The sequence below is a fragment of the Lacticaseibacillus thailandensis DSM 22698 = JCM 13996 genome (assembly GCF_001312865.1).
Taxonomy (GTDB): Bacteria; Bacillota; Bacilli; order Lactobacillales; family Lactobacillaceae; genus Lacticaseibacillus; species Lacticaseibacillus thailandensis.
In genome coordinates, this window is the sequence record NZ_BBER01000009.1 from 43,704 (window position 1) to 56,604 (window position 12,901).

Here is a 12,901-nt window from a genome sequence, read left to right on the forward strand (position 1 = left end):
AGTTAGTTTAAAATGTAGTCATACTCAGAAAAAGGAGACAATATACATGTCTATCATTACAGATGTTTATGCTCGCGAAGTCTTGGACTCTCGTGGCAACCCAACTGTTGAAACTGAATTGTACACGGAAGACGGTGGCTTTGGCCGCGGCATGGTTCCTTCCGGTGCTTCCACCGGTGAACACGAAGCCGTTGAGCTGCGTGACGGTGACAAGGATCGTTTCGGCGGCAAGGGTGTGCTGAAGGCCGTTGCTAACGTTAACGACAAGATTGCCAAGGCTGTTATCGGTATGGATGTTACCGACCAGCGTGCTATCGACCAGGCTATGATCGACCTGGACGGTACCCCTAACAAGGGCAAGTTGGGTGCGAACGCCATCTTGAGTGTTTCTCTGGCTGCTGCACGTGCAGCTGCTGATGAACTGGGTCTGCCACTGTACGAATACCTTGGCGGTCCTAACAGCTACGTGCTGCCAACGCCAATGATGAACGTTATCAACGGTGGTGCACACTCCACTAACACGATTGACTTCCAGGAATTCATGATTATGCCTGTTGGTGCCAAGACTGTTCGCGAAGCCATCCGTATGGGTTCCGAAACGTTCCACGCACTCCAGGCACTCCTGAAGTCCAAGGGTGACATCACTTCCGTCGGTGACGAAGGTGGCTTTGCCCCTAACTTGAAGGACAACGAAGAAGCCTTTGAAATCTTGGTTGAAGCTATCAAGAACGCCGGCTACAAGCCTGGTGAAGATGTTGCTTTGGCCTTTGACGTTGCTTCCTCCGAACTGTACGATGCCGAGACTGGCACTTACGTTCTTCGTTGGAGCGACCCAGACAAGCACTACACCACTGACGAATTCATCGACTTGATCGCTAGTTTCGTTGACAAGTACCCAATCGTTTCCATCGAGGACCCATTGGATGAAAACAACTGGGAAGACTGGCAGAAGATCACCGCTAAGCTCGGTGACAAGGTCCAGTTGGTCGGCGATGACCTGTTCGTAACGAACACTGACTACCTGAAGAAGGGTATCGACATGGGCGTTGCTAACTCCATCCTGATCAAGCTGAACCAAATCGGTACTTTGACTGAAACCTTCGAAGCTATCGAAATGGCTAAGGAAGCCGGCTACAGCGCCGTTGTTTCCCACCGTTCCGGTGAAACTGAAGACTCCACGATTGCTGACCTGGTTGTTGCTACTAACGCTGGCCAGATCAAGACCGGTTCCATGAGCCGGACTGACCGTATCGCTAAGTACAACCAGTTGATGCGGATTGAAGACCAGCTTGGTAAGTCTTCCAAGTACCGTGGCCTTGATTCCTTCTACAACGTTAAGAATCTGAACGTAAAGTAGTCTTTACCTTGCGTTGAGCTTCAATCCTTAACGACGAACGTCCCGTTGCATTGTAGCGGGACGTTTTTTTTGTACAACGAAATGGTGATGGGGGAGTTCAAACCGATGAAGAGTGATCAACCAGAGTGGCTCTCTCGTGGGGCTGGTTGCCTTTATGTGTAGGGAGTCCAATGTGACAGTCTGGTGATGATGCGTAGACGCCTGGGGGATATATATGTTGATGTGCGGTTCGCCCAACGAAAGCAGCGTAGACCTTTCTAAATGATGGTTTTGGCAAAATCAAGGTATGTTCCTAGCGGCCAAATAAAAAAAGCGTCACCGCTTTATCACGGTGACGCATAATTCAAACTCTATTCAATTAATTAACTATTTTTCGTCGCGACGACGTTTGCGTGAAGCACCAAGTCCGAAGAGGGTTAACAGAACACCCACACCGGAAAGAACAGCTGCACGCGTGGTATCATCGTTAGTCTGCGGGAATGTTGCTTGATTATTTGTATTAGTAGCCGCGATGCTCTGTGCCGATGACGTTTGGCCAGTAGCACTGGTGTTAGTAGCGGGTGCTACTGGTCGTTGAGAACCATTTGCTGCCTGGCTCTGCGCACCGTTGTTAGCGGTGCTCGAGGACGCTGAGGCGGCCTTACTCCCAGCGGAACTTGTGGTTGATGCCCCTGATGCTCCTTGGCTGGTAGCAGAAGAACCAGCGGCAGAAGAACCGGTAGCAGAGGAACTAGCGGTAGAGGACGCTGCCGAATTAGTTGCCTGCGAGCCATGGTCGTTGTTTGCTTCTGACTTTGTGGTAACCATCGCGTCCGAACTAGTAGCTTCGGTTGTAGTAGCCGATGAAGTACTAGCAGAGGATACGGCAGCAGTGGTATCTTGAGCAGAGCTGGCGCTGTTCGCAGCTGCGACCGTCGTGTACGTTGCGTCAACAAATGCCTTAAACTGCGGCTTAACGGTTGTTGCAGTCGATTGAGTGGCGGTCGCTGTCGGTGTCACGGTAACCGAGGACTTGGCTGCTGTTTTGGCTGGAGCAGCCTTAGCAACAGTAGTAGTTGTGGTAGCCTTCACCGCCGTAGCTTTGGCACTAGTAGTAGCTGCGTTAGCCTGCTTAACCAACAGATTATCACCAACATGGATCAAGTTAACGTTTTTGATGTTGTTCAGGTGAGCCAAAGTGTTGACCGTTGTACTAAACTGGTTGGCAATCCCGGACAGGGTGTCACCAGACTGAACCGTGTAGTGGTTACTGTCATTGCCATTACCAGAACCAGCTGCACCAGTACCACCATTGGTAGCACTGGTCGTGGCCGAGTTAGCGTTGCTACTGCTGGAAGTGTGCCCGCTAATGCTGCTACCATTCAGAGCAATGCTATCCAGGGCGGTTAAGTTGTAGGTCTGAATCAAGCTGATTAACGAACTAGCATAGGTTGGCGAGGTTGCATAACCATCCGCCTGTAGATCTTTAGCCACTGACTGGTAGTTGGTGTTACCGAGGACGTTGGCGTAACGCGAATTGTCTTTGAGAAAGGCACCATGGTCTTCGACGCTGGCGGAGTTATTGCTATAGGCGCGGAAGTAATCATTAACGGTGACGTACCGCCCGTTGACGTACTCTTGTGTAGGGTAGTTGACCTTAGCACCCGTCCAACTGCTATTAGCTTTAATACCAAAGAGGTTGTGGGCAGCGGTTGCGAGTGAGGAGGTCCCCCAACCACTTTCCAAAATAGCCTGTGCTACCGTGACTGACGGTAGCACACCGTACTTCTGCCAGCCACTGATGGCGCCGGATTCAACACTCTCGATAAAGTTCTGCAATCTGGCAGTCGAACTAAAGGTCGGCTGCGCGGAAGTCACCGCATCATCAATGGCCACGATCTGTTGTGCTTGACCCGTGGTAGCATACGCCTTGGCTGCAGCCGACTTGGCGGCGTTCACGACGTTAATATCATCCGTAACCACTGTCTGGGTAGCAACGCTGGTGCTGGCACTCGATGCTGGGCTGGTCGTTGCACTGGCGGCGGCACTGGACGCCGGTGTGGCGGTTGCGCTAGATGTTGCACTCGACGCCGGCTTGGTCGTCGCGGTGGAAGCGGCGCTGGATGCTTGACTAGTGGCGGTGCTGGAAGCAGCACTGGATGCTGGTTTAGCAGTGGCACTGGAGACCGCGCTGGATGCTGGCTTAGTAGCTGCACTTGATGCCGCGCTAGACGCCGGCTTAGTAGTGGTACTGGAGACCGCGCTGGACGTTGATTTAGTCGTTGCACTTGATGCCGCGCTAGACGCCGGCTTGGTAGTGGCACTGGATACCGCGCTGGACGCTGGCTTAGTAGCGATATTTGACGTTGCACTGGACGCTGACTTAGTGGTTGCACTTGATGCCGCGCTAGACACTGACTTAGCAGTTGCACTTGATGCCGTACTGGACGCCGGCTTGGTAGTGGCACTGGATACCGCGCTGGACGCTGGCTTAGTAGCTGCACTTGATGCCGCGCTAGACGCTGACTTAGTGGTTGCGCTGGAGGTACATTAGTACTTGCACTGGACGCCTGACTACTTGTGGTACTTGCCATATCGCTCGTCGCGGTACTGCTTGACGTTGTAGTTGCCTGCGCATCCTTCTTATTAGTCGCAGTACTTGTAGCCTGACTGTCAGTTGTGCTACTGCTGGCACTTGTAGCCGTACTTGCGCTCTGCGCAGATGTTGCTGACGACGCAGCACTACTGTTGGTGTCTGCGGCACTCGCAGTGGTGGGAGTAGTCGCACTAGCGTTCATAGTGTGCGCGCTGACATGATTTAAACCCAACCCACTCGCAACCGCAACTGCCGCCGCAATCGTTGAAGTTGTTGCTAAGACATTCTTATCGGGCACGTGCGCATTGCCAGTGAATGCGTGTTTGTATTTTTCCATATTGATTTCCTCCTCAACACATTTCGTGTAGAAATCGTCAAAGTAATTGTACAACATCGTGCAAGATCACGTTAGTACTTTCTTAACTTTTCGACCAGATGGGCAACGAGTGTGTGTAACATGCAAGTATTTGTTCGATAAAGGGGTACATTGTGTTTTTTTTAAAAATGCGATAATACCGGTGGTTATGGGCGCAAACATACGTTTTGCTCGTGAAAAAGTGTCATCAATTAGCCTAATGTTACAGTTTGGTTACAGGCGTTCAGCTAATGGTATAGCTTGTTACACAAGCGTTATTCATGCCCTTGTCTTACTCATGATGTCCTAACGTATGTACAAAAACGGACCCGTGACAATTAAGCACGGTCCGTAAATTGAGGCTGATTAACTTAGTTTAGCCGTAAGGACTGACCAACAAGAATGAGGTTGGTGTTCTTGATACCGTTGAGCGATGCCAACTTGCTGACGGATGTACCGTACTTAGCCGCAATGCCGCTGAGCGTATCACCAGACTTGACGGTGTACGTACTACTACTGTTACTAGTATTAGTCTTAGTAGTAGCGCTGCTAGAGCCGGTCACCTTGAGTGTTTGGCCAACGCGGATGAGGTTGACGTTACTGATACTGTTCAATGATGCCAGGCTAGCGACAGAGGTTCCGTACTTAGCGGCGATGCCACTCAAAGTATCACCAGACTTGACCGTGTAAGTGGTGCCGGTCGAGGCGGTCTTAGCAGCGGTTGCGGAACTTTGCGTCGCTGTGGTTGATGAACCCTTGCTGATCAGCAGCCGCTGGCCAACCCGAATCAAGTTAACGTTACTAATACTGTTGTTCTGGGCTAACGTGTTGACCGTGGTGCCATACTTGGCCGCAATGGCACTGAGTGTATCGCCGGATTTAACGGTGTAGTAAGTGTTGGCGCTGGTCGTACTGGTAGTCGCCTTTGCCGTAGTGGTTGTGGTTGTAACGGTAGCCTTCTTGACCAGTAACTTCTGGCCCACGAGAATCAGGTTTGCGTTACTAATACCATTCCAGGAGGTGAGGGTACCAACGGTCGTGTTGTACTTGGCCGCGATGGCGCTTAACGTATCACCAGATTTGACGGTGTAGTAAGTGTTGGCGCTAGTCGTACTGGTAGTCGTAGTTGCTTTAGTGGTAGTGGCGGCCTTTTGCACGAGTAACACGTCACCCACGTGAATCAAGTTCACGTTGCTAATGCTGTTCCAACTAGCCAGCGTGTTAACGCTCGTGCTGTACTTCGCGGCGATACCACTCAGGGTGTCACCAGCTTTGACCGTGTAGTAAACGTTGGTGTTACTGGAGCCCGTACCAGTTCCGGCATTAGTGGCTGAAGTGGTGGCTGACGTAGCGGTACTCGTGCTGGTAGCGGTGTGGCCGCTGATAGTTTCACCATTCAGGGCAATGGTGTCCAAAGAGGTGAGGTTATACTCCTTGATTAAGCTCAACAGAGACTGCGCGTAACTCGGGTCGGTGGCGTAGCCGTCACTTTGCAGGTCATTGACTACGGATGTGTAGCTAGTGTTGCCAATGATATTACTATACCGGGAATTTTCCTTGAGGAAGGCCCCGTGGTCCTCAACACTGGCTGAGTTGTTGGCGTAGGCCCGGAACCGCGCGTTGACGGTGACGTAACTACCATTGACGTATTCCTGGGTTGGGTAGCTGACCGTGCTACCGGTCCAACTACTGTCAGCTTTGATACCAAAGAGGTTGTGGGCACTGGTAGATAATGATGATTGACCCCAGCCACTTTCCAGAATTGCCTGAGCAACCGTGACGGAAGGTAGGACACCATATTCAGACCAACCGGCAATGGCTCCATCTTCAACACTTTCAATGAAGTTCTGTAAACGTGCGGTACTGCTGAAGGTTGGCTGGGCAACTACGGCGGTTGCATCCGTCATGACGATCTGCTGTGGTTGGCCAGTCTGAGCGTAAGTTGCGGCTGCTGATGCTTTAGCGGCGGCTAACGATGCAGGCGCGGTGCTGGTGACCGTCACGCTGGCACTACTGCTCGTGTCACTGGCGGCAACGCTAGAAACTGACGCGGTAGATGTACTACTGGAGACAGCCGAACTGGCGGCTGAGGAAGGAGTAGCTGATGAAGCGGCACTAGTGGCCGCGCTGGTACTCGTCGCGTTACTGGAGCTGGTTGGGGCGGCTGAACTGGTAGCGCTACTTGTAGCACTGCTAGTGACCGCGGATGACGCACTTACCGAAGAATTGGCGCTACTAGTGGCGCTGTTGGCGCTCGATGCTGCTGAGCTAGCCGTGGATGTAGCCGCACTACTGTTAGCACTTGATGAGGCAATACTAGCAGTAGAGGCGGTGGTACTACCGTTGCTGGCGGCGGAACTAGCTGCACTGCTAGTGCCCTTGACCGCTAAAGTTGCGCCAGAACGTGACGGGAGTGGTACTTGTGCTGGCCTTAACCGTCTGGGCAGCTGGCGTTTTTAACTGACTGAAACCACCTGCCATGGTGAGTAATGCTGCCAGCGTAGTGGTTGTGGTGGCAATCTTCTTCTTATTACTAATGCGACGTCCGTGTTTGTAGAAATTGCTGTGTTTATATGTAGCCATTCGTTCATCCTCCTGTGAAACAGATCGTGCTCATAATTAATGCTATTCTCAAAATGTATACGTTTATCTTAAGACATTTTGCGGTGAATATGCCAGCATTTGCCCCAGTCTTAATCAGTTACGTTTGTTATTTAATACTGGTTATTCAAACAAATATGGCTGCCAACCGGGCTATGCGTGAATTTGGCCACATTATACCCGTGGTCAGCTGATTGTGGCTCAAAATAACGGTTCACCCTTGTGTGCAGCAGCATAATCCGTTATGATATATGTACATACAATCACAAGGTGGAGTGGTGGTTGAACGTTGGAAGGAGTGAGCAATGTGCGTAAATTGAGCGCAGAATTTTTGGGCACCTTTTTACTGGTCTTCATTGGTACGAGCGCAGTGGTTATCGCGAATGGTAAGGTGCTGACCATTGCGTTAGCTTTTGGGTTGGCGATTACGATTTCCGCCTACGCCTTTGGCGGAATTTCTGGTGGCCATTTCAATCCCGCAGTGACCACTGCCATGCTGATCAATAAGCGTATTAGTGGCAAAGATGCGGTGGGATACATCATTGCGCAGATTTTTGGTTGTATCGTTGGGAGTGCCTTTGTAGCGCTGTTTGTTAACGCCCTGGGACAATCAACCAGTCAGTTGGGTCAAACGGACTTTACCGTGATTGAGCCCTGGATGGCGGTCGTAGTGGAAACGTTGGTCACATTCCTGTTCGTGCTGGTAATTCTCAACGTTACTAGTGTCCAGCACGGCAACGACCAGTTTGCTGGTCTGGTAATTGGCATCAGTTTGGCCCTACTAATTGTCGTTGCGCTTAACCTCACGGGTGGGTCGTTGAACCCCGCCCGGTCGATTGGTCCGGCCCTTTTTGCACGGGGTAATGCGCTGAGTGATCTGTGGGTCTACATCCTGGCACCGGAACTTGGGGGTGCTTTGGCCGCAATTGCTTCGCGTTTCTTAGGTAGTGAGGAGTAGCCGTTGTTGAAGAACGCCGTATGGATCCTGCCTCCGGGTAGGATTTTTTTGCTGCGTTGAAGCACCAAGGCTTGTGCCATGTCTGTAGCAATTGATAATTGTCATTGACTAATCGTTGCGGTAAGGCATATACTGGAAACATTGAGATTTTTTTTAGGGGGATGAATCAGTCGATGCGACGGCTAATTGATGGATCACGATTGCACTTCATTGGTTGGGGCCTGGTAGTGGGGGCCTTAGCGGGAGCGACGGTGGCTTTGTTCAGGCTGTTCATTGCACACATGTTAGCGTGGATCCAGGGCATTTACGCGCACCCCAGCTGGCCAAGTCTCGCAGTGGTGTTGGTACTGGGCATCGTCGTTAGTATCATTGCCGCTGTGTTGTTGCGTCAGGAGCCCAACATCAGCGGTTCCGGGATTCCCCAGGTAGAGGGGCAGTTGCAAGGCACCATGGAGTTCCACTGGTGGGGGATCCTTTGGCGCAAGTTTGTCGCCGGCGTCCTGGCGATTGGTTCCGGCTTGTTCCTGGGCCGGGAGGGTCCCTCCATTCAATTAGGGGCCGCAATTGGTCAGGGGGTCGCTGCTGGCCGTCACGAAAGTGGCAGTGAACGACGCGTCCTGATTGCGGCCGGAGCAGCTGGTGGGTTAGCCGCGGCTTTTAACGCACCCATTGCGGGTGTGATGTTCGTTTTGGAGGAGGTTTACCATAACTTTAGCCCGTTGGTGTGGATGAGTAGCCTGGCGTCTGCGGTGGCCGCCGACTACGTGTCCATGCGGGTCTTCGGGCTCACACCGGTGCTCCACATCACTTATGCGCATAGTTTGCCGATGAATCAATACTGGCACCTGGTAGTGTTGGGAATCATCTTGGGGTTGTTGGGCTTGCTCTATAACGCCACGTTGCTTTCACTGCCACGCTGGTATGGCCACTTACCCATTCCCCGCGTGGCGCAGGGCGTTGTACCGTTGTTGCTGATCATTCCGCTAGGATTTTGGATGCCCCAGGTACTGGGTGGTGGCAACGGGGTGATTCTCAACCTTGGTGGTCAGATACCCGTCCTTTCGGCGCTGTGCCTCCTGTTTGTCGTGCGCTTCGTCTTTTCGATGATGCGTACGGTTCCGGACTGCCTGGGGGGATTTTTCTTCCTATCTTGACGTTAGGGGCGGTGCTTGGTGCGCTGTATGGTGTGGCCATGGTGCGGCTAGGACTCTTACCCCAACAGTACGTGGTTAACTTGATGATTTTCGCGATGGCTGGTTACTTTGCGGGTATTAGCAAGGCACCATTTACGGCCATTCTGCTCATCACCGAGATGGTGGGCAACCTCGGTCACTTGCTACCGCTGGCAGTGGTGTCGTTGGTAGCGTACGTCACCACGGATATCTTTGGCGGCCAGCCAATTTATGCGGCGCTATTGAACCGGATGACGGTGCCAGAAAGTTTAAGCCAATTGCACCACCCGGTGACGTTCGAAGTACCCGTCTTTGCCGGTTCGACGTTGGACATGCACCAGGTGCGTGACTTTACGTGGCCAACGGGGAGCCTGCTGGTCGAAATTCGTCGGGGTGAGCGCCGGTTGGTCCCACAAGGCGCGGCCATGATTCGCGCGGGGGATACCCTCGTGGTGATGACTGACGGTAGTCGCCAGGCGCGGGTACGAGCGGTGATCGGCGGCGCGGCGGCGCGCCCACTCACCGAGTAATATCGATGGGACTAAACTGCAGTTAACGCTATGCAATTGAAGGCTTTTGTGGTAGCATATCATTAGTATTTTGAACGGACACGGAGGAAGAATCGTGCAATCACTATTAACCACGTTGCTAATCGCAGACTCAGTGCTGATCATCATTGCGGTGATGATGCAGCCATCCAAGCAACAGGATGCTCTGAGCGCACTATCAGGCGGGTCCATGGATCCGTCTGGTCACACCAAGTCCCGGGGCTTTGAAGCTTCATGGAAAAGGTCACGTTGGTTTTGGGTGTGGTCTTCTTCGGGTTGGCCATTGCGTTGGCATACATTGCTTCGCACTAAATAGAGCGCCACGACCGAAGTCTCCCGGAATTTGCGGGGGACTTTTGTTATACTGGCGTTGTTATGTGGCTGCCGTCGGGCTGGACGTGCAGTTTGTTCTCAATATTACTGGTGGGTTGTTGAAGAAGGGTTGTTGGTCGATTATCTGGGTTCAACCCGTGTGGTGACGATAACCGCCATACAGGCAACAATGGTGCATCGAAAGGAGTTACCCTGTGCTCAGATATCCGCAACCAATTACACTGCCGGGCCGTAAGGACTTGCCCGGAGTGGTCTTACTACATTCGTTTACGGGTAGTAGCCGTGATATGCGGTTACTGGCCAATGATCTAAACGCGGCGGGTTACGCCGTGCAGGCACCCATCTTTAGTGGCCACGCCGACAAGACGCCGTTGGGGCCATTGAGTTTTGGCCCTGACCGGTGGCTGGCGGAGACCCAGGCAGCGGTGCGCGCGATGCGGCGCGAATACGGTCGTGTGGTGACGTTCGGTCTTTCCATGGGTGGCAACTTTGCCCTGCGCGCCCTCGAAACGATGGCGGGGGTCGTGGCTGGCGGTGCGTTTGCCACGCCACTGGTGGACGGTTCGCCGCACTTTGCGCGGACGGTACACCGGTACATGGACTACATTGTGCGCGAGTCCGACCAGCAAGCGGATTTTGGGGCCGCGCAGGGCGCAATTGAGCATCAGCGCGCTGCGTTGCGTCACCTAGCGCATCTAACCATTGCCGCGGCACCATCCGTTCACGTACCGGTCTTGTTGGCACAGGGTGGACAGGACACTGTGATCACACCGCAGACAGCGTTGAGGTCTCTGGCGTTATTCCGGGGCGCCCCCGCGTCATTGGCGTGGTACCCGGAGGCCAACCACATTCTGACTGCGGATCCCCACAGCCAGGCCCAGTTGAGTCGCGACGTGTTGGCATTTTTGGCCCGGCTCTAAAATTGTTAATTAATAAATCTAATTAAAGAAGAAGTGGGGTCGCGCTGGGCGCACCCCATCTGGAGGTAGAACATGACCACTGTTGGTCACATACGTAATGAATTATTAGGGTTGTTTCGGCGCAATGCCAAGGTGAACTACTCCGTGGCGTCATTGCAACGGGCACTGAAGCTAAGGGATAGTGCCGACATTAAGAACATGGTGACAGCGTTGAACGGCCTGATGAAGGAAAGCTTTATTCATCAGAACGAGCAGGAGCAGTACTCGTTGGGTGCCCCGAAGGCTGTCATCGTGGGTACTTTCCGTGGTAACGATAAGGGTTTCGGCTTTGTGAGCGTGGATGATTCCACCGACCGGATGTGTTTATCGCCCCACCAAACACGAAGCACGCTATTGACGGGGATACGGTTGAAATCAACATCCTGCACCCAGCCAAACCGGGTGATCCGCGGGGGGCTGATGGCGAAGTAACCAAGGTCACGGGACACAAGTACACGTCATTAGTAGGTGAATTTCAGCCGTTTTCGGACAAAGAAGCGCGGCAAACCGGCTTCATTGGTACGGTGACGAGTCCCGAAAAGAAGATCCACAAGTACCCCATCATGGTGGAGGATACGGGAATGCATCCCCAAGCCGGGGACATGGTGATGGTGGAAATTACCCACTACCCAGATAACCTGCATCCAGCCAGCATGACGGGATGATGAGTCAGAACCTCGGAAACAAGAACGACCCAGGTGTAGATATCATGAGTATCGTGATGTCCAACCACATTAAGTCCGAATTTCCACCGGAAGTATTAGCGCAGGCGCAAAATATCCCCGACCACGTGTTGGACAGTGACCGGACCGGTCGGCGCGATATTACCGACCAGGCCGTGGTGACGATTGACGGTGATGACTCCAAAGACTTTGACGATGCCGTCACGGTTTGGCGCTTGGACAACGGTAACTACCATTTGGGTGTCCACATTGCCGACGTTTCGTACTATGTGCGTCCGGGGACACCGCTTGATGATGAAGCGTATGACCGGGGCACGTCAACTTACCTGACGGACCGGGTCATCCCGATGTTGCCATTCCGGTTGAGTAACGGGATTTGTTCCCTGAACCTGACGTTGACCGGTTGGCAATGAGCTGTGATATGGAAATTGATGGGCAGGGCCACGTGGTCAATCACGACATCTACCCAAGCATCATTCGTTCACATGGGCGCTTGACGTACAACAACGTCAACAAGGCGCTTGACGGGGATGCTAGTGCGTTAGGTGACCGCCAGGAGTTGTTGCCGATGCTCCAAGACATGGCCCAGTTGCACCAGATTTTGTACAAGATGCGGCATGAACGTGGCGCAATCGACTTTGAAGAACATGAAGCCAAGATCATTGTGGACGATGTGGGTCACCCCATCGATATCGTCCTTCGCGAACGTGGCACCTCGGAACGGATGATTGAAAGCTTCATGCTTGCAGCTAATGAAACGGTCGCTAAGCACTACTACGATGCCCACCTGCCATTCCTTTACCGGGTGCACGAGCAGCCCGACAAGGATTCCATGAAGGAATTTATGGACTTCCTGGCGACCTTTGGCATTCAGATTCACAACGTGAAGGGCAAAGACGTCACGCCACGGATGTTGCAGCAAGTAGTGACGGACGTCGCCGGGACCCCAGAAGAAGCCATGGTCAACGTCAAGCTCTTGCGGAGCCTGCAGCAGGCCCGGTACTCACCGGACCCACTGGGCCACTTTGGGTTGGCCGCGAAGTACTACTCGCACTTCACCTCGCCAATTCGGCGTTATCCTGACCTGGTGGCGCACCGCATGATTCGTGAATATGCGCACAGCACCAGTGATGACGTGAAGGCGAAGTGGAAGCAGGTCTTGCCGGACATCGCGGTGCAAACCTCCACGGCCGAACGGCGGAGTGTGGACACTGAACGCGCCGTTGATGACCTGAAGAAGGCTGAGTACATGGAGGACAAAGTCGGCCAGGAATTCGACGCGGTGGTTTCCTCTGTACTGAGTTTCGGGATGTTTGTCGAGTTACCGAACACGGTTGAGGGGCTGGTGCACATCAGCAAC

The 12,901-nt window shown here is 53.0% G+C and carries 8 protein-coding genes and 3 pseudogenes; 9 read left to right on the forward strand and 2 right to left on the reverse strand.

All coding sequences use genetic code 11. The annotated features are described in order from the left end of the window. Positions 1-46: 46 nt before the first annotated feature. Entirely contained in the window at positions 47-1,357 is a 1,311-nt protein-coding gene (eno, locus tag JCM13996_RS09140; protein ID WP_054750900.1) for a phosphopyruvate hydratase, read from the forward strand. Positions 1,358-1,723: 366 nt separating this feature from the next. Here the strand turns inward: eno and JCM13996_RS09145 are convergent, their stop codons facing one another. Next, positions 1,724-3,295, reverse strand: a complete 1,572-nt coding sequence (locus JCM13996_RS09145) for a glucosaminidase domain-containing protein (protein ID WP_054750901.1) — start codon at positions 3,293-3,295, stop codon at positions 1,724-1,726. Between JCM13996_RS09145 and JCM13996_RS11155 the strand changes: the two genes are divergently transcribed. Both JCM13996_RS11155 and JCM13996_RS11005 read left to right on the forward strand, forming a co-directional pair. Further along, positions 3,267-3,467 carry a hypothetical protein gene (locus tag JCM13996_RS11155; RefSeq protein WP_054750902.1) on the forward strand — a complete coding sequence of 67 codons (201 nt, stop codon included), beginning with the start codon at positions 3,267-3,269 and terminating at the stop codon, positions 3,465-3,467. The genes JCM13996_RS09145 and JCM13996_RS11155 overlap by 29 nt on opposite strands. A gap of 3 nt (positions 3,468-3,470) precedes the next feature. Further along, a complete protein-coding gene (locus tag JCM13996_RS11005; RefSeq protein WP_054750903.1) occupies positions 3,471-3,890 on the forward strand; it encodes a hypothetical protein in 420 nt (139 codons plus the stop codon). A 768-nt stretch (positions 3,891-4,658) separates the two neighbouring features. Here the strand turns inward: JCM13996_RS11005 and JCM13996_RS09160 are convergent. Further along, positions 4,659-6,290 (reverse strand): LysM peptidoglycan-binding domain-containing protein, encoded by a 1,632-nt coding sequence (locus JCM13996_RS09160; protein ID WP_156321945.1) that lies wholly within the window; start codon positions 6,288-6,290, stop codon positions 4,659-4,661. Between JCM13996_RS09160 and JCM13996_RS09165 the strand changes: the two genes are divergently transcribed. The 6 genes and pseudogenes from JCM13996_RS09165 to rnr all read left to right on the forward strand — a co-directional run. Continuing rightward, positions 6,280-6,747 (forward strand): hypothetical protein, encoded by a 468-nt coding sequence (locus JCM13996_RS09165; protein WP_156321946.1) that lies wholly within the window; start codon positions 6,280-6,282, stop codon positions 6,745-6,747. The genes JCM13996_RS09160 and JCM13996_RS09165 overlap by 11 nt on opposite strands. Positions 6,748-7,195: 448 nt before the next feature. Continuing rightward, positions 7,196-7,846 (forward strand): MIP/aquaporin family protein, encoded by a 651-nt coding sequence (locus JCM13996_RS09170; RefSeq protein ID WP_054750905.1) that lies wholly within the window; start codon positions 7,196-7,198, stop codon positions 7,844-7,846. A 161-nt stretch (positions 7,847-8,007) separates the two neighbouring features. Next, a pseudogene (locus JCM13996_RS09175) lies at positions 8,008-9,548 on the forward strand (ClC family H(+)/Cl(-) exchange transporter). A 94-nt stretch (positions 9,549-9,642) separates the two neighbouring features. Then, positions 9,643-9,878: pseudogene (gene secG, locus JCM13996_RS10575) on the forward strand (preprotein translocase subunit SecG). A 215-nt stretch (positions 9,879-10,093) separates the two neighbouring features. After that, on the forward strand, positions 10,094-10,819 hold the full coding sequence (locus JCM13996_RS09180; protein ID WP_054750906.1) for an alpha/beta hydrolase: 726 nt from the start codon (positions 10,094-10,096) through the stop codon (positions 10,817-10,819). 72 nt (positions 10,820-10,891) lie between these two features. Then, positions 10,892-12,901 (forward strand): annotated as a pseudogene (gene rnr / locus JCM13996_RS10580) (ribonuclease R); the annotation flags it as partial.

What these genes read in the sequence shown, in the direction of transcription:
- eno (WP_054750900.1), top strand. Translation starts at nt 47, where the DNA reads ATGTCTATCATTACAGATGTTTATGCTCGCGAAGTCTTGGACTCTCGT.